The sequence below is a fragment of the Kitasatospora sp. NPDC048545 genome, from assembly GCF_040651155.1.
Taxonomy (GTDB): domain Bacteria; phylum Actinomycetota; class Actinomycetes; order Streptomycetales; family Streptomycetaceae; genus Kitasatospora.
Genome location: NZ_JBEZIQ010000015.1, coordinates 1 through 17,136, shown reverse-complemented (window position 1 = coordinate 17,136; position 17,136 = coordinate 1). Strand labels below are relative to the sequence as shown.

The following is a 17,136-nucleotide window of genomic DNA, read 5'->3' as shown; positions in this document are numbered from 1 at the left end:
TCCGCACGGAAGCTTCACGTCGCGCACAACCGCCGTCAAGGATGCGTCATGACTCGCCCGCAAGTTTGACTGATTTTTCAGTCAGTGCGAGCCTGCATGTGCAGGCAGGGCACCTCCGTCCGCCCCGCTCCCGTGGTGCGCCACCGCATGTCGGCCCGAAGAGTGGAGTCGGCGGCCCCGCGCCCGTCCTGGCACCGTCGCACGATCTGGAGACCCTCATGACCCACTACCGCGATGACCGCTCCACCGAGGCCTACCCCTGGGTGCCGGCGGACGACGTCCCGCACGCGCGGACCTGGATGTCCTGGCCCTCCCGCCGGGGCGTGTGGGGCCTGCGCCTGGGCGGTGTCCAGGAGGACATCGCCCTGATCGCCCGCACGATCGCCGAGTTCGAGCCGGTGGTCATGTGCGCCCCCGACGACTGGACCGCGAACAAGGCCCGGTCCTGGTGCGGCGCCGGGGTCGAGGTGATCACCGCGATCCCCACCGACGACCTGTGGATGCGCGACATCGCGCCGGTGTTCCGCCGGGACGGGTACGGCGGCCTGGACGCCGTGGTCCTCAACTTCAACGGCTGGGGCAACAAGCAGGTCCACCACGACGACGCCCGGGCGGCCGAGCTCATCGCCACCCGCCGCGGCCTGCGCCACACCTACGCGGACTTCGTCGGCGAGGGCGGCGCGATCGAGACCGACGGCGACGGCACCGTGATGGCCACCGAGAGCAGCCTGGTCAACAAGAACCGCAACCGCGGCATGAGCCGGGACGAGATCGAGGAGGCCGTCCTGGAGGCCTACGGCGCGGACACCATGATCTGGCTGCCCGGGATCAAGGGCCAGGACATCACCGACGACCACGTGGACGTCACCTCCCGGTTCGTCCGCCCCGGCGTGGTGATGGTGCAGCTGCCGCCGGCGGACCGCAACGACACCTGGGCGCGGGACGCCCGCGAGCAGTTCGCGATCCTGTCCGCCGCCACCGACGCCCGGGGCCGCCGCCTGCAGGTCATTCCCGTGCACGGCCCGGACACCGTCCGCTCCCGCAGCTCCAAGTTCGTGGACTCCTACCTCAACTTCCACGTCGTCAACGGCGGCGTGATCACCGCCCGGTTCGGCGACGCGTACAAGGACGCCGCCGCCCGGGACGCGCTCGCCTCGGCCTTCCCCGGCCGCCAGGTGGTGCAGATCGACGTCGACCGCCTGATGACCGGTGGCGGCGGCATCCACTGCTCGACCATGCACGAGCCGCTGCCGTAGCCGGCGCCCCGCGCACGTACCGCACACACCGTCCACCGCCCAGACCAGCAGCCGGAGTTCCCGCATGACCAACGCCCCGTCCCGCCGTACCCTGATGCGCTCTCTGGCCGGTGTCGGCCTCGGTGTCGGCGCCCTCACCCTCGGCCTCACGGCCTGTGACCCCACGGGCGCCGAGGACATCGACAACCCCGTGCCGCCGCAGCCCGGCGGCACCCCGGGCCCGCGCCGCTTCGGCGCCGAGTGGGACAAGCACCTGCGCACGGTGATGTCCTGGCCGGCGTCCGAGAACGTCTGGGGCGACCAGCTCCCGGACGTCCGCCGGGACGTGGCCGGCCTGGCCCAGGCCATCGCCGCCCGCGAGCCGGTCGTGCTGATGGCCCGCCCCGAGCAGAAGGACGCCGCGCAGAAGGCCTGCGGCTCGGCCGTCGAGGTCGTGCCGATCGCCGTCGACGACCTGTGGGCCCGCGACACCCTGCCGGTGTTCGTCGAGGAGGGCGGCAAGGTCAAGGGCGTCGACTTCAACTTCAACGGCTGGGGCGGCAAGCAGCAGCGCGGCAACGACTCCAAGGTCGCCCGGACGGTGCTGGCGAAGTACGGCGTCGAGCGGATCGAGACCCGGCTGGTCGCCGAGGGCGGCTCGTTCGAGACCGACGGCCAGGGCACCCTGATGGTGACCGAGAGCTCCGTCGTCAACGACAACCGCAACCCGGGCATGAGCCGGGACCAGGTCGAGGCCGAGCTGAAGAAGGTCCTCGGCGTGACCAAGGTGATCTGGCTGGCGGGCGTCAAGGGCAAGGACATCACCGACGCCCACGTCGACTGCCTGACCCGCTTCGTCGCCCCCGGCGTGGTCCTGCTCGACCAGGCCTTCCCGGGCACCCCGCCGGACGTCTGGTCCCGCTCGGCCGACCAGGCCCGCTCCGTCCTCAAGGACGCCACCGACGCGACGGGCAAGAAGCTGCAGGTGGTGGAGCTGCAGCAGCCCGACCCTGACAAGATCACCGGGCGCGGCGACGCCTTCGTCTCCTCGTACATGAACTTCTACATCGGCACGAAGGGCGTCTACCTGCCGAAGTTCGGCGACGCCCGGGCCGACGAGCGGGCCCAGCAGATCATGAAGCAGTACTTCCCGGGCCGCGAGATCGTCCCGGTGAGGATCGACGCGATCGCGGCGGGCGGCGGCGGCATCCACTGCGCCACGCACGACATCCCCGCCCTGGGCTGACCGGACGGGCCGGTCCCGGAGTCGCTCCCGGGGCCGGCCCCGCCGGACTCACCCGGCGGGCTGCTGCTGGGTGACGCAGTGGATGCCGCCGCCCCCGGCCCCGAGGTAGTCGATGTTCAGTTGCTCGACGGTGCGGCCGGGGAACAGCCGGGCGAGGGCGGTCCTGGCGGCGCTGTCGGCCCGGGTGTCCCCGAACTGCGCGGAGATCACCGCGTTGTTGCACAGGTAGTAGTTGGCGTAGGAGCCGACGAAGTTGGGGTCGGTCGAGCGGATGAGGTTGTAGTCGGGCCCCTGGATCCGGCCGACCGTGAACGGGGTGCCCTGGGCGCTGGTGGAGGTCGTCAGGGTCCGGTACTGCTGGCGCTCGTCCTCGGCCCAGACGTCGGTGTCGCTCGCGAGCGGCATCTGGACCACGGCCGTGCCGGCGCCGACGAAGCGCGAGGTGGCGTCCACGTGGTCGTCGGTGATGTCCTGGCCCGTGATGCCGGTGAACCAGATCACCTTGGTGGCGCCGAAGGCCGCGCACAGGGTGCTCTCGATCGCGGCCTGGGACATGCCGGGGTTGCGGTTGGCGTTGATGATGCTGCTGCGGGTGGCCATCAGCGTTCCCGCGGCGTCGGTCTCGACGGCGCCGCCCTCGGCGACCAGCCCGGCGGCGGTGAACGGCAGGCCGAGGTAGCCGGCGACCCGTTGGGCGACCAGGGCGTCGTTGCCGTGCGGATTCTGCTGGTTGCCCCAGCCGTTGAAGTTGAGGCCGAAGGTGTCGAGGCCGCCGGCGCCGTCGGTGCGGAAGACCGGGCCGGTGTCGCGCATCCAGCAGTCGTCGACCGGGATGTCCCCGATGACGGTGACGGCCGAGCCGCACATCGACCGCGCCTTGGCCACGCTCGCCGGGTTGGCGCACATGGTGACCGGCTCGTACTTGGCGATGGTCCTCGCGATGAGCGCGATGTTCGACTGGACGCCGCTGAGCTTGTTCCGCCAGATGGTGGTGCTGTCCGGCCAGGCCATCCAGGTCCGGGTGTGCCGGGCGGTGTCCGGCGGCACGCGGTAGCCGGCGGCCACGGCCGGGCCGGCGGTGCCGTTGCGGGGTTGCGCCGCCTGCGCCCGACCGCCGCCGACGGCGGTCAGCGCGGTTCCGGCCACGGTGAGCCCGGCGGCCGCCAGGAACCGGCGTCGGTCGAGCCCGCCGTCGCGGGTCGGCTGGGGTCTGGAGCTGTCCTCCATCGCTGCCTCCACATCAAAGTCCGCTGCCGGTGCAGCAGTTGACCGAAAAAGTAAAACTGGCCAAGCGCTCGGTCAATACTTTGCGCAAGTATCGGTGCCGATGCGCCCCTGCCGCCCGCCCGCAGTCGTTACAGTGGCGGCCATGGCGACACAGGCGACGGGCGAGGCCCCGCGAACGGCCACCGGACCCGGCGGCACCGGCCGGGCGCGCGCTTCCGCCAAGGGCGAGCAGACCAGGGCCCGGCTCATCGCCGCCGCCCGCACCCTGCTCGCCGGCGACGGCGCCGGGCGGTTCACCACCCGCAACGTGGCCGCGCTGTGCGGGGTCTCGCACGGGATGTGCCACTACCACTTCGCGGACCGCACCGACCTGATCGTCGCGGTCGTGGCGGACATCCGGCCCGAGTGGATCACCCCGCTGGAGGAGGCCGTCGCCGGCCCGGGCGGCTACGCCGAGCGCACCGAACGGGTCCTGGCACTGCTCACCCGGCCCGAGAGCCCCGACCTGGCCCGGCTGCACGCGGCCCTGCACTGGCTCGCCCTCAACGACGACCGCGTCCGGGCCGGTCTGGAAGCCGAGTACGCGCGGTGGCGCGCCTCCTTCGTGCGCCTGTTCCGCTGCCTGGTCGAGGAGCGCGGCGGGGAGGCCGACCCGGTTCCGCTCGGTGAGGCCTTCGCCGCCGCCGTGGACGGCCTCGCCGCCATCGGGTCGCTCGACGGAACGGTGGACGACGAACGGGTGCTGCGGACCCTGCTGGACTCGCTGACCTCCGCCGTCGTCGCCGACGCCGTCTGACCGGCCGGGACGCCCCCCGTCACGCTCCGGAACCGGCGGCGGCCTCCGCGCGTTTGCGGCGCTCGACGCGGCTGGAGGCCACGACGGTGAACGTCAGGCACGCCGCGATGATGCCCTCGGCCCAGAAGAAGGCCACGTAGTCGATGAGCGAACCGATCGGCGGCGAGCCGGGCGCGGCGTTGCGCATGCCGATGAGCGCGAACAGGGTCGCCGCCATCCACCCGAGCGAGGGCCACACCATCCCCTGCCGCCCCCGGTAGAGCACCTCGGCGCCGGCCATCACCGCCAGGGCGAGCGCCCACATGGCCGCGATCATGAACCAGGCCAGGATGAAGGTGCTGCGCGCCCGGGTGACCGCGCCCTCCAGGACGGTCGCCCCGGAGGCGCTCGGGGTGCTGGTCGGGTGGACCACGAAGAACGGATCGGCGTTCACGACGACCAGGCCGACGGGCACGCCGCCGGTGGTGTCCGACGCCGCGAACGACAGCGCGAAGTGGTGGCGGTCGAAGGGGTAGTCGGTCAGGGTGCCGTTGTAGAAGTCGGCCGCCACGGCCTGGGGCGTCGCGGCCTCGCCCGGCGCCGCCCGCAGTTCGGTGCGGGTCGCCGCCTGGACGGTGATCACGACATGCCGGCTGAACGCGGTGGAGTCCGGGCCCGCGGCGAGGCCGCCGTGCGGCACCGGCACGACGAAGAGCGTGAGTTCGCCCGTCCCGGGGTCGATGTCCTGGGCGGTGACGTCCAGTTCGATCCAGTCACCGACGCCGGGCAGGGCCAGTTCGTGGGGCTGCTGCCGGGTGTTGCGCTCGTTCAGGTACAGCGCGACGCCGGCCGAGCACAGCACCGCCACCGTCAGCAGCGCGACGAGGAAGCGGTTCCCGCGCCACCGCAACGCGCTCACGCCCCGGTGGCCGGCTGCTGCTGGGTGGCGCAGTGGATGCCGCCGCCGCCCGAGGCGATGTGGTTGATGTCGACCTGGGTGACCTTGCGGCCCGGGTGGAGGTCGCCGATGATGCCGGCCGCGCGGTCGTCGGCGGCCTGGTCGCCGAAGCGCGGGACGATGACGCCGCCGTTGCAGACGTAGTAGTTGATGTAGGTGGCGAGGAAGTTCTTGCCGGCCCCCTGGATCAGGTCGACGTCGGGCTCGGGGAGGTCGACCACCTTGAGCGTGCGGCCCTTGGCGTCGGTCGCGGACCCGAGCACCTGCAGCGCCTGCGCGGAGGCGGTGGTCCAGACGTCCGGCGGGGTGTCGGCGGCGGGGCGGTGCAGGACGACGGTGCCGGGTTCGGCGAAGCGGGCGAGGGCGTCGACGTGGCAGTCGGTGATGTCCTGCCCGGCGACGCCCTGGAACCAGATCACCTTCTCGACGCCCAGCAGTTCCTCGAAGCTCGCCTCGATCCGGTCGCGGGTCTTGCCGGGGTTGCGGTTGTCGTTGACCCAGGAGCTCTCGGTGGCCATCAGGGTGCCCTCGCCGTCCACCTCGATGCCGCCGCCCTCGCCGGTGACCGGCGCCTGGATGCGGGTGATGCCGTAGTGGGCGAGGACGTTGCGGGCGACCTGGCTGTCGTTGGCGTGGGTCTGCTTGTTGCCCCAGCCGTTGAAGTCGAAGTCGACCCCGGCGAGCCCCTGCGGGCCGGTGACGAAGGTGGGCCCGGTGTCCCGGGCCCACAGGTCGTCGACCATCAGGTCGAGCACCTCGACCGAGGAGCCGCAGGCCTGCCGGGCCTCGTCGGCCTGGTCGGGGCGGGCCAGCAGGACGACCGGCTCGAAGCCGGCGACGGCCCGGGCCAGGCTCGCGATGTCCTGGCGGACGCCGGGCAGTTGGTCGCCCCACACCTCCTCAAGTGCGGGCCAGGCCATGAAGGTGCGGGTGTGCGGCGCGGACTCGGCGGGCATGGCCCGCCCGGCGGCCGCCGGGCTGCCGGACGGGGCCGTGCCCGAGGCCGTGGCACCGGGGCCGGGCTGCTCCTGCGCACCGCTGTCGGAGGAACAGCCACCGGTCAGGGCCAGTGCGGCGAGCGCGGCCCCGGACTGCAGGAGCGAGCGGCGGGACGGCCGGGGGTGAGCCATGGGGCCTCGATCCGGGTAAGTGTCGGGTTCGGCTCCGCAGGCTACTGACAGGGCGGTCAGGACCCGGCGCGGCACGCATCCGCCGTTCGGGGGAAACCGGTCACGGGGCGTCGGTGCCCTCCTCCCGTTCGCGGCGCAGCCGGTGTTCGGTGCGGATGCCGAACCAGGCGGTGCAGGCCGGGGAGGCGGCGACGGGCGAACCGCCGGCGGTGGCAGCCGGTGGGCAGGTTCGCTGCCGACCCGGCGCCGCCGCCGGTGTTGCTCGGTCGCCCCGGCCCGGCAGGTCCCACCGCCTGCCGGGCCGGGGCCGTCTTACAGCGCGCGGCGCGCGGCGGCGATCCGGTCGGGATCCCAGCCGGGCCGGGGAACGGACTCCAACAGGAGCCTGGTGTAGGCGTGTCGCGGGGAGTCAAGGACGTCGGACGTGGGGCCGGACTCGACGATCCGGCCGTGCCGCATCACGATGACGTCGTCGGTCACGCAGCGGACCACGCCGAGGTCGTGGGTGATGAACAGGTAGCCGACGCCGGTCCGTTCGCGGATGTCGGCGAGCAGGTTGAGGACCTGCGCCTGGACCGAGACGTCCAGTGCGGCGACCGCCTCGTCCAGTACCAGCACGTCCGGCTGGACGGCCAACGCCCGTGCGATGGCGACGCGTTGGCGCTGGCCGCCGGAGAGCTGCCGGGGCAGCGCCTCCGACGCCCGGGTGCCGAGGCCGACCTGGTCGAGGAGTTCCCGGATCCTGGCCGCGTGGTCGGTGCCGGGGAAGTGCAGCCGCAGGGTCTCCCGCAGGACGGCCTCGACGCTGGTGCGCGGGTCCAGGGAGAGGAACGGATCCTGGAAGACCATCTGCACCTCGCGGGCGCGGGCCAGTCGTTCGGCCCTCCCCCGGGCCCGCCCGGTCCGGGCCCGGCCGCGGACCGACACCTCGCCCGCGTCCGCCTGTTCGAGGCCGACGATGATGCGGGCGGTGGTGGTCTTGCCGGAGCCTGACTCGCCGACGATGCCGAGCGAGCCGCCGGCCGGGAGGGTGAACGAGACCTCGTCCACGGCCCGCACGCTGCCGAAGGTGCGGCACAGCCCGTTGACCTGCAGGACGGCCTCAGTCATCGGCGCGGCTCCCTTCGAGCGGGTGGTGACAGGCGACCGGGCCCGGCGCGGGGGCCGCCTCACGGCACAGGTCGGTCGCGTACCGGCAGCGGGCGGCGAACGCGCAGCCGGTCAACTCCTGCCGCAGGTCCGGCGGTTGGCCGTCGATGGCGGAGAGCCGGCCGGGCCCGCTGTCCAGCCGCGGGGTGGCGGCGAGCAGCGCGGCGGTGTACGGGTGGCGGGGCCGTTCGAACAGCGCCTCGGCGGGCCCGTGCTCGACGATCCGCCCGGCGTACATGACGTGGACGCGGTCGCTGATGGCGGCTGCGAGACCGAGGTCGTGGGTGACGAACAGCAGACCGGTGCCGAAGCGTTCGCGCAGCTGGTCGAGGAGCGCGACGACCTCGGCCTGGCTGGTGACGTCGAGCGCGGTGGTCGGCTCGTCGGCGAGCAGCAGCACCGGGTCGCCCATCAGCGCGGCGGCGATCATGACGCGCTGGAGCATCCCGCCGGACAGTTGGCCGGGGTAGCTGCGCAGCAGTTCCGGGCCGAGGCCGACGGCGTCGAGCAGTTCGGCCGCGCGCCGGCCGGCGTCGGCCGCGGTCATGACGCCGGTGCGGCGCACGCCCTCGGTGAGGAAGTCGCCGACGCGGCGCAGCGGGTTGATGGCGGCCCGCGGGTCCTGGAAGATCATCGCGGCCCGGCCGGTGCGCAGGGCCCGTAGCCGGTCGGGGCCCATGGTCAGGACGTCCTCGCCGTCGACCAGGACGCTGCCCTCGGCGGTGGCGCCGGTCGGCAGCAGGCCGAGGGCGGTGCGCGAGGTGAGGGTCTTGCCGGAGCCGGACTCACCGACCAGGGCCACGGTCTCGCCGGGGGCGACGGTCAGGTCGACCCCGTCGAGGACGGGCCGGGCGGCGCCGGGCAGGTGGAGCCGCAGGCCCCTGACGTCGAGGGCGTGCACCCGTTCGCCGGGATTCACGGAGTCCTCGGGATTCGTGTGCTTCCCCGGGTTCATGGAGTCCTCGGGATTCGTGTGCTTCCCCGGGTTCATGGGGTCCTCCGGGCGACGCGGTCGGCCCAGCGCTCGCCGACGACGTTGAAGGCGACGACGGTGAGCACGATGAGGACGCACGGCAGGATCGCGGACAGCGGGTAGCCGTGCTGGATCGCGGTCTGGCCGTCGAAGACCATCCGCCCCCAGTCGGGGGTGAGCGCGGGGACGCCGAGTCCGAGGAAGGACAGGCCGGCCAGGTCCATGAGGGCGTATCCGAAGTTGATGGTGGACTGGGCGAGGACGATCGGGGCGATGTTGGGCAGGACGTGCCGCAGGCAGATCTGCGCCGCGGAGTGGCCCTGGACCCGGTAGGCGCTGACGTAGGGCCGCATCCGTTCGGCCAGCACCAGGGAGCGGGTCAGGCGCGAGACGTACGGCAGGTAGGCGATCGCGAGAGCGAGGACGGGGGCGATCAGGCCCTCGCCGTACACCGAGACGATCAGGATGGCGAGCAGCATGCCGGGGAAGGCGAAGACCAGCTCGGTGCTGCGGGACAGCACGGAGTCGATCCAGCCGCCGCGCCAGCCGGCGACCAGGCCGACCACGACGCCGGCGACGGTGGAGAAGGCGACGACGCCGAGCGGGCCGAGCAGGGAGGTGCGGGCGCCGAGCAGCAGCCGGGAGAGGGTGTCGCGGCCGGCAGCGTCGACGCCGAGCAGGTGGTCCGGCGAGGGACCGGCGAGGGCGTTGCCGAGGTCGACGGCGTTCGGGTCGGCCGGCGCCACCCAGGGTGCGAGCAGCGCGGCGAGGACCACCAGGGCGACGATGCCGAGGCAGGCCAGGTGGAGCGGGGCGCGGGCGGCCTTGAGGCGGCCGAGGCCGGGCCGTCGGGTGAGGGCGACACTCATGCGTCGGACCTCCTCGTGCCGAGGGTGACCCGGGGGTCGACCAGCGGGTGCAGCAGGTCGACGACCAGGTTCACGATCATGAACAGGGCCACGATGAGCAGGGAGATGGCCTGGACGGTCGGGAAGTCCTTGGTGGTGGTGGACAGTTCGAGGAGCTGGCCGATGCCGCCGATGCTGAACGCGGACTCCACCAGGATCGTGCAGACGAGCAGGGTGGAGACGATCAGGCCGCCGGTGGTCAGGACGGTGCCCAGCGAGTTGCGGAACACGTGACGGCGGATCACCTCATGCTCGGGCACGCCGCGGCTGCGGGCGACGGCGACGTGCTCGCCCTCCAGGGCCTCCAGCATCGCCGAGCGGGTGACCCGGGCGAGCATCCCGATCAGGTACAGCGCGAGGGCGATCGCCGGCAGGGTGAGGTGCCACAGCAGGTCGCCGAGGCCGTCGCCGGTGCCGCTGGTCGGGAACCAGCCCAGCTTGACCGCGAACAGGCCCTGCAGCAGGACCGCCGCGACGAAGGAGGGGGTGCCGACCGCGAGCGTGGTGGAGAGCAGGATCGCCGAGTCGGTCGCGCCACCGCGCACCGCGCCGATCCAGCCCAGGGCCAGGCCGATGAGGACGACCACGACCAGGGCCATGGCCACCAGCGTCAGGGTGGCGGGCAGCCGGTCGGCGAGCAGCGTGGACACGTCTGTGCGGTAGGTGATCGAGCGCCCGAAGTCGCCCTGCAGCACCTGGCCGAGCCAGCGGAAGTACCGGACCAGGAAGGGGTCGTCGAGGTGGTACTGGTCGTTGATCGCCTGCAGGGCGGCCGGCGAGGCCGACCGGCCGGACAGCAGGAAGCTCGCCGGGTTGCCCGGCGCGAGGTACATCGCGCCGAACACCACGAAGGACGCGCCGAGCAGGGTGGCGGCCATCTCGACCAGCCGCCGTACGGCGAATCTCAGGAAGTTCACCGCGCGGCCCCCACGTCGGCGGCCCACGGGTAGTACATGTACGAGATGGTGGTGGGGGCGCCGGTGATGCGCTTGTTGAGGAAGGCGGCGGTGGGCCACTCGGCGACCGGTATCCACAACAGCTGCTCGGACGCGGTCTGCTGGAGCTTCGCCTCGATCGCGGCGCGCTTGGCCGGGTCGTACTCGGCGGTCGCCTGGTCGACGAGGCCGTCGTACGCCGGTTCGCTGTAGCCGGCGAAGTTCTGGTAGGCGCCGGTCTTGAAGTTGGCGAGCAGGTCGAGCGGGTCGGTGACCGAGTCGTAGTAGGTCTCGGGGAACATGTCCAGGCCCTCGCGGGCCTTGGGGTCGGTGAACAGCGCGGTGAAGGCGTTCGGGGCGATCGTCCTCAGCCGGACGTTCAGGCCGATCTTCGCGCCGGCGGCCTGGACGGCGGTGGCGAGCAGGGAGACGTCCTGGCCGATGGTGCTGGTGGCGACGGTGAGCGTCTTGCCCTCGGCGCCGGCCTCCTTGACCAGGGCCTTGGCCCGGTCTACGTCCTGCGCGGTCGGGGTGAGGTGCTCGAAGGCCGACTTCCGGACGTCGTCGGGGGCGCCGGCCCAGGCCGCACGAGTGGTGAGCGAGCCCGTGACGGTGCCTGCGCCGGCGAGGCCGGTCTTGACGAAGCCGGAGCGGTCGAGCGCCAGGGACAGGGCCTGGCGGACCCGGAGGTCGCCGAGCGGGCCCTGCATGCTGGTGACGTTGAGGTTGACGGTGCTCAGGCCCTCGCCGAAGTACAGCGTGCCGGCGCCGCTCTTGCGCAGCCGGTCGTAGCTCTCGGTCGGGATCAGGTAGCCGCCGTCGACGTCGCCGGTGAGCATCGCGTTGGTGCGGGCGGACGGGTCGGTGAGGAAGCTGAAGACGACCTTCCCGGACTTGGCCCTGGTGCCCCAGTAGTCGTCGAAGCGCTGCAGCTCGATCGACTGCCCCTTGGCCCAGGCCCCGAGTTCGAAGGGCCCGGTGCAGTCGAGGCTGCCGCCGGTGCCGTAGTCCTTGCCGGCCGCCTCCACCCCGGCCTTGGCCGCGACCACGCCGGCCGCGGTGGCCATGTACTGCGGGAACTGGGAGTCCGGCTGCTTGAGCTTGACGGTGACCTGGAGCGGGCCGGTCCTGGCGACGGAGTCGACGTTCTGGAACACCTGGGCCCAGGCCGAGGCGTTGTCGGGGTTCGTCTGCCGGCCGAGGCTGTAGACGACGTCGTCGGCGGTCATCACCGAGCCGTCGTGGAAGTGCACGCCGGAGCGCAGGTCGTAGACCCAGGTGGTGGCGTCGGGGTTGGAGGCCTTCTCGGCCAGGCCGGGAGCCAGGGTGAGCTGGGGGGTCCAGCGCATCAGGCTCTCGCAGACGTTCGACAGGACGGTGTTCTGCGGGTAGTCGAAGGCCTGGATGTAGTCGAGGGTGGGCGGCTCCGCGTAGGTGGCCCAGGTGAAGGAGTCGAGTTCGCCCTTGGCCGCCGGGGTGTCGGCGGACAGCTGGACCGCCGCCTGGTCGGCGCCGCCGCGCGGCGGACCGGAGCAGGCGGCGACCAGGGCCGCGGCCGAGAGCAGGGCGGTGGCGAGGGCGAGCCGGCCGGGGGCGGTGGCGCGTCTCGCGGGCGCGGTGGGAGTCATGAGGGGGTGTTCTCCGTTCGCTGGCGAGGGGGTCAGGCGTGGGCGGCCGGGAACTGCTGCGTGATGCAGTGGACACCACCGCCGCCGTAGGCGATGACCCTGGCCCGCACGCCGACGACCTTCCGGTCCGGGTAGACGGCGGCGAGCACGGCGAGCGCACCCGCGTCCTCGGGGTGGTCGGCGACCGGCACGACGACACCGCCGTTGGCCAGGTAGAAGTTCAGGTACCCGACCTCGACCTCGCGCCCGTCGACCTCGACGAAGGCGGCCTGCGTCAGGTCGACGATCTCGAAGGGCCGGCCCTGGGCGTCGGTGGAGTGCTCCAGCACGGTGCGGTTGGCCCGCATCCGCACGTGGTCCGGGTGCTCCGGGTCGGACGGCAGCTGCACCACGACCTTGCCGGGGGCGACGAAGGCGCAGACGCCGTCGACGTGCCCGTCGGTCTCGGTGTCCAGCGCGCCGCCGTAGGGCAGCCAGATCACCTTGGTGACGCCGAGGCGGGCCTTCAGCTCGGCCTCGATCTCCTCACGGCTCATGTCCGGGTTGCGGTTGGGGTGCAGCAGGCACTGCTCGGTGGTGATCAGCGTGCCCTCGCCGTCGACGGTGACCGCGCCGCCTTCGAGGATCATCTCGGAGCGGATCGCCGGGGTGCCGAGGTGGTCCAGCAGTAGGCCGCTGATCCGGTCGTCGGCGGCCCACGGGTGGTGCTTGCGGCCCCAGGCGTTGAAGCGGAAGTCCACGCCGGCCCGGCGGCCGTCCCCGTCCAGGACGAAGATCGGCGCGGAGTCGCGGAACCAGGAGTCGTCGGTCGGCAGCTCCACGACGGTGATGCCCTCGCCGCACCGGGAGCGCGCGTCCTCGCCGTGACCGGGCGGCGCCACCATGGTGACCGGCTCGAACTCGGCGATGGCGCGGGCGACCGCCGCGTACTCGCCCTGCACCTCGTCGAGGGTGTCGCCCCACAGCTCCGGCCGGACGGGCCAGGCCATCAGGCAGCCCTCGTGCTCGGTCCACTCCGCGGGCATTCGGTACGTCACGGGAAACCTCTTCTGTTCGGGTCCGGCCGGGCCGGCGCCTTCGGTGCGCCGGCCGGCCGGGAGGGAGGGTGAGGGTGGTGTGAGCGGAGGTCCTCGGCGGCCCGCCTCCGTGGGGTTCCGGACGGGCCGCCGAGGGGTCTCAGAGGGCCGGCGGTACGGCCGGCTGGGACTGGGTGGCGCAGTGGATGCCGCCACCGCCGGAGGCGATGTTGTCGATGTTCAGCTGGACGACGTCGCGCCCGGGGAACTCGGCCTGCAGGATCGCGTAGGCCTGCGCGTCGGCGAAGGTGTCGCCGAACTGCGGAACGAAGACGGCGCCGTTGGCGACGTAGAAGTTGGTGTAGCTGGACAGGAAGTCCTTGCCGCGCCCGCGGATCCTCGCCCGGTCGGGGCCGGGGAGCTCCACGACGGTCAGCGGCCGGCCCTGGGCGTCGGTCGCGGTCCGCAGGACCTGTTTGGCCTGCTGGTGGACGTCGATCCAGGTCTGGTCGGTGCCGGGGCCGGGCTGGTCGAGGACGACTCGGCCGGGCGAGGTGAAGCGCGCCAGGCAGTCGATGTGGTCGTCCGTGATGTCCTGGCCCGCCAGGCCGGCCAGCCAGATCACCTTGTCCATCCCGAGCGTGGTCTTCAGGGCCTGTTCGACCTGGTCCTGGGACATCCCGGGGTTGCGGTTGGGGTTCACCAGCGAGCTGACCGTGGCCAGCAGGGTGCCCTGGCCGTCCGTCTCCAGGGCGCCGCCCTCGCCGACGAAGGGGGCCTGGACGCGGTCGACTCCGTGCTCGACGAGCAGGGTGGCCGCGACCCCGGCGTCCTCGGTGAAGCGCTGGTAGTAGGGGGTGCCGCTCTTGCCCCAGCCGTTGAAGTTGGTGTCGACACCGGCGATGGCGCCCGGCGCGACCACGAAGGTCGGACCGAAGTCCCGGATCCACAGGTCGTCGTTGGAGATCTCGACGACGGTGATGCCGTAGTAGGCGCCGGGGCCGCAGTAGTACCGCGCGTCGGCGGCCTGACCCGGGCGGGCGACCACGACCACCGGTTCGTAGCGGGAGATCTGGTGGGCGACCCGTGCGATGTCGTCACGGACCGCGGAGAGCTGGGTCCGCCAGATCGACGACAGCGCCGGCCAGGCCATGAAGGTGCGGACGTGCCGGTCGCTCTCGGCGGGCATCCGCAGCCTCGTGGTGGCGCCCGCCGCGGCGGTCGAGGCCGTCGCGGCCCGGGCCGACGCCGGCAGGACGCCGCCGAGGGCGATCAGGGGGGCGGCGGCCGCACCGAACCGGAGCAGAGCGCGCCGGGAAGGGGTGGGGGATTGCATGGGGGACTCCCTGGGTGATGCAGGGGTGGGGGTTGCCCCGCATCCTCTACCGTACTGAAAATTCAGTCAAGCTTTTGGCTCAAAGCCGGCCCATCTCACTGAAACGATCATCAGGAACCTGTCTGACCAGCCGGGAAGCCCGGTAGAGTGGGCGACCATGTCGGACCGTCGGACGGAAATACTCAAGGCCGCCACCAGGGTGATCGCCCGCCGTGGCGTCCGCGGACTGCGCGTGGGCGAACTGGCGACCGAGGCTGGGGTGTCCACCTCGCTGATCTACTACCACTTCACCGACCGGGCCGGCATCCTGCGCCAGACGCTGCAGTTCATCAGCGACCGCGCCGACCACTACACCGCCGACGAAGGCCCCGCGCCCCGGACCGAGGACCCCCGGGCCGACCTCGAACGGGTCCTGCTCCGGGAGCTCCAGGACAGCATCGACGTGCGCGAGAACAGCACCGCCTGGGGCGAGTTGAGAGCCAGCGCAGTCTTCGAACCGAGCCTGCGCGAGGACCTGGCGAGGACCACCCACACCTGGGTGCACGACATCGCCGAACTCCTCGCCCGGGCCGACCCGACCGGCACCGCTCCCGCGCACGCGGCCGCCGCCGAGCGGCTCACGATCCTCGTCGAGGGCCTCAGCGTGCGGTGGCTGAGCGGCTCGCTGCCGCTCGACCACGCACGCCGGCTGCTCCGCAGCGCCGTCGAAACCGAACTGCAACGCTGACCGCCCCTGGCGCCGGCCTCCGGTCCGCCCGTCACGACTACCCTGGCCCTGCCTCTAAACTTCGCGATGCCGTCTGCGCCGACCAGCGCCGTGGCCGCCCGGGGCGCCCTTCCGGCTCCTGCCCCCCTCCCTGTCCGCCGAGAGAGGCCACCGCATGTCCGCTGACCGATCCCCCTTCGCCCTGCAGCCGGTCTTCCAGGAGCTGACCGCGGACGACCCGCGCGAGGTCGGCGGCCACCTGCTGTACGCCCGGCTCGGCGCCGGCGGCATGGGTCGGGTCTACCTCTCCTACACGCCCGGCGGGCGGCCGGTGGCACTCAAGGTGGTCCGGCCCGAACTGGCCGAGGACCCGGAGTTCCGGGCCCGCTTCGCCCAGGAGGTGGCCAGCGCCCGGCGCATCCACGGACTGTTCACCGCACAGGTCGTCGACGCCGGCGTGGACGCCGCCACCCCCTGGCTGGCCACCACGTACGTGCCGGGCCCCTCCCTCCAGCAGGTGGTACAGCGTTTCGGTCCGCTCCCGGAGCGGACCGTCCTGCTGCTGATGGCCGGCATCGCCGAGGCGCTGCAGGCGATCCACACCAGCGGGGTGGTCCACCGCGACCTCAAGCCCGGCAACGTGCTGATCGCCTCCGACGGCCCCCGGGTGATCGACTTCGGCATCGCCCGCGCCGCCGACGCCAGCGCGCTCACCGGCACCGGAGTGCGCATCGGCTCGCCCGCCTACATGGCGCCCGAGCAGGCCATGGGCCGGGCCGCGACCCCGGCCACCGACGTCTACGCGCTGGGCGCGCTGGCCGTCCACGTCGCGGGCGGCACCCCGCCCTTCGGGGACGGCCCGGACCCGGCCGCGCTCTACCGGACCGTCCACGAGGACCCCGACCTCGGCCGGGTCCCGGAGAGCCTGCGCGACCTGCTCCTGCACTGCCTCGCCAAGCGGCCCGAGGACCGTCCGACCACCGCCGAGGTGATCGCCGCCGCCCGGAACCACCCGGCCGTCGGCGGCCACCTCCGGTTCGGCGACGACTGGCTCCCGCACCCACTGACCAGCCAGATCACCCGGCACGCCGACCTTCCCCAGGTGCCCGCCGAGGCCGCCGCGCAGCCGGGCCGGGAGTCCGCCCGGACAGTCCTCGCGCCGGCCTCCGCGCCGACGCCCACCCTGCTCGCCCCGGCGCCCTCCCCCGTCCCCGCTCCGCCCGCGCCGCCCGGGCAGTCGACCGGCTCCCGCGCGGCCCGGCGCGAGGACGCCCGCGACCGGGGCCGCCGCCGCGCCCTCGGGCGCACCGCGCTGACCGCCGCCGTCGCCCTGACCGTCGGCGCCGCGGCGGCGGTGTTCCTGCTCGACGACCAGGAGCCGGTGGAGGCCGCGACCGCCGAGGCCCCGGTGTCCGGCTCCGCCGCGCCGCCCGCATCGACGCCGCCGCCGGGGCCCGCCGCCGACTTCGCCCCGGTCTACCGCTCCGTCGAGCTGACCTCGGCGGACTCCGGCTACGAGTTCGACCTCACCAACGGCACCGTGGCCCCGATCGACAGCGCGACCTGGTACGTCGGCCGCGGCGACGGCGAGTTCCTCGTGCCGGAGAGCGCCGACTCCTTCATCGGCAGGGACGCCGGCCTGGGCGTGGCCGAGTGCCTCAAGGGGCTCGGCAGCCGCCCGGCCGGACGGATCCCGTTCGCCGCCGCCGGGCCGGGCAGCGCCTTCTGCGTCCGGTCCGCGGACGGCCGGGACCTCGCGGTCGTCCGGGTGCTGCAGACCGCGGGCCCGGACGACCCGGTCAAGGTCTCCCTGGACCGCTACCACCGCAACGGCTGAGCCCGCCCGCCGCGCGGACGGGCCCGGAGCGGCACAGAGCCGTCGTTCCCCCCACCGCGCGGTGGGGGCCAGGCGGC

The 17,136-nt window shown here is 73.1% G+C and carries 15 protein-coding genes; 5 read left to right on the top strand and 10 right to left on the bottom strand.

Annotated features, from left to right (window positions below):
* Positions 1–218: 218 nt before the first annotated feature.
* On the top strand, positions 219–1,256 hold the full coding sequence (locus AB0D10_RS16570; protein WP_360256446.1) for an agmatine deiminase family protein: 1,038 nt from the start codon (positions 219–221) through the stop codon (positions 1,254–1,256).
* A 64-nt stretch (positions 1,257–1,320) separates the two neighbouring features.
* A complete protein-coding gene (locus AB0D10_RS16565) occupies positions 1,321–2,481 on the top strand; it encodes an agmatine deiminase family protein (protein ID WP_360256443.1) in 1,161 nt (386 codons plus the stop codon).
* Positions 2,482–2,529: 48 nt separating this feature from the next.
* On the opposite strand, the gene AB0D10_RS16560 is transcribed toward AB0D10_RS16565, so the two are convergent.
* Positions 2,530–3,708 carry an agmatine deiminase family protein gene (locus AB0D10_RS16560; RefSeq protein ID WP_360256441.1) on the bottom strand — a complete coding sequence of 393 codons (1,179 nt, stop codon included), beginning with the start codon at positions 3,706–3,708 and terminating at the stop codon, positions 2,530–2,532.
* 142 nt (positions 3,709–3,850) lie between these two features.
* Between AB0D10_RS16560 and AB0D10_RS16555 the strand changes: the two genes are divergently transcribed.
* Positions 3,851–4,504, top strand: coding sequence for a TetR/AcrR family transcriptional regulator (locus AB0D10_RS16555; RefSeq protein WP_360256439.1), 654 nt, complete (start codon positions 3,851–3,853; stop codon positions 4,502–4,504).
* Between the two features lie 19 nt (positions 4,505–4,523).
* On the opposite strand, the gene AB0D10_RS16550 is transcribed toward AB0D10_RS16555, so the two are convergent.
* The 9 genes from AB0D10_RS16550 to AB0D10_RS16510 form a co-directional block, all read right to left on the bottom strand.
* Positions 4,524–5,402, bottom strand: coding sequence for a DUF4436 family protein (locus AB0D10_RS16550; RefSeq protein WP_360256437.1), 879 nt, complete (start codon positions 5,400–5,402; stop codon positions 4,524–4,526).
* Complete coding sequence (locus AB0D10_RS16545; RefSeq protein ID WP_360256435.1) at positions 5,399–6,571, bottom strand: agmatine deiminase family protein; 1,173 nt, start codon at positions 6,569–6,571, stop codon at positions 5,399–5,401. The genes AB0D10_RS16550 and AB0D10_RS16545 overlap by 4 nt, the downstream gene beginning before the upstream one ends.
* Positions 6,572–6,883: 312 nt before the next feature.
* On the bottom strand, positions 6,884–7,681 hold the full coding sequence (locus AB0D10_RS16540; RefSeq protein ID WP_360256433.1) for an ATP-binding cassette domain-containing protein: 798 nt from the start codon (positions 7,679–7,681) through the stop codon (positions 6,884–6,886).
* Positions 7,674–8,711 (bottom strand): ABC transporter ATP-binding protein, encoded by a 1,038-nt coding sequence (locus AB0D10_RS16535; RefSeq protein WP_360256431.1) that lies wholly within the window; start codon positions 8,709–8,711, stop codon positions 7,674–7,676. Before AB0D10_RS16535 ends, AB0D10_RS16540 begins: the two co-directional genes overlap by 8 nt.
* The gene (locus tag AB0D10_RS16530) at positions 8,708–9,562 is read right to left on the bottom strand and encodes an ABC transporter permease (RefSeq protein WP_360256428.1); all 855 of its coding nucleotides are present in this window, start codon (positions 9,560–9,562) and stop codon (positions 8,708–8,710) included. The genes AB0D10_RS16535 and AB0D10_RS16530 overlap by 4 nt, the downstream gene beginning before the upstream one ends.
* Complete coding sequence (locus AB0D10_RS16525) at positions 9,559–10,518, bottom strand: ABC transporter permease (protein ID WP_360256426.1); 960 nt, start codon at positions 10,516–10,518, stop codon at positions 9,559–9,561. The genes AB0D10_RS16530 and AB0D10_RS16525 overlap by 4 nt, the downstream gene beginning before the upstream one ends.
* On the bottom strand, positions 10,515–12,164 hold the full coding sequence (locus AB0D10_RS16520; RefSeq protein ID WP_360256423.1) for an ABC transporter substrate-binding protein: 1,650 nt from the start codon (positions 12,162–12,164) through the stop codon (positions 10,515–10,517). The genes AB0D10_RS16525 and AB0D10_RS16520 overlap by 4 nt, the downstream gene beginning before the upstream one ends.
* Positions 12,165–12,196: 32 nt before the next feature.
* Positions 12,197–13,201, bottom strand: a complete 1,005-nt coding sequence (locus AB0D10_RS16515) for an agmatine deiminase family protein (RefSeq protein WP_360256421.1) — start codon at positions 13,199–13,201, stop codon at positions 12,197–12,199.
* A gap of 139 nt (positions 13,202–13,340) precedes the next feature.
* On the bottom strand, positions 13,341–14,516 hold the full coding sequence (locus AB0D10_RS16510; protein ID WP_360256419.1) for an agmatine deiminase family protein: 1,176 nt from the start codon (positions 14,514–14,516) through the stop codon (positions 13,341–13,343).
* Positions 14,517–14,673: 157 nt separating this feature from the next.
* On the opposite strand from AB0D10_RS16510, the gene AB0D10_RS16505 reads away from it, so the two are divergent.
* Both AB0D10_RS16505 and AB0D10_RS16500 read left to right on the top strand, forming a co-directional pair.
* A complete protein-coding gene (locus AB0D10_RS16505) occupies positions 14,674–15,243 on the top strand; it encodes a TetR/AcrR family transcriptional regulator (protein ID WP_360256417.1) in 570 nt (189 codons plus the stop codon).
* A 154-nt stretch (positions 15,244–15,397) separates the two neighbouring features.
* A complete protein-coding gene (locus AB0D10_RS16500; RefSeq protein WP_360256415.1) occupies positions 15,398–17,059 on the top strand; it encodes a serine/threonine-protein kinase in 1,662 nt (553 codons plus the stop codon).
* Positions 17,060–17,136 lie beyond the last annotated feature (77 nt).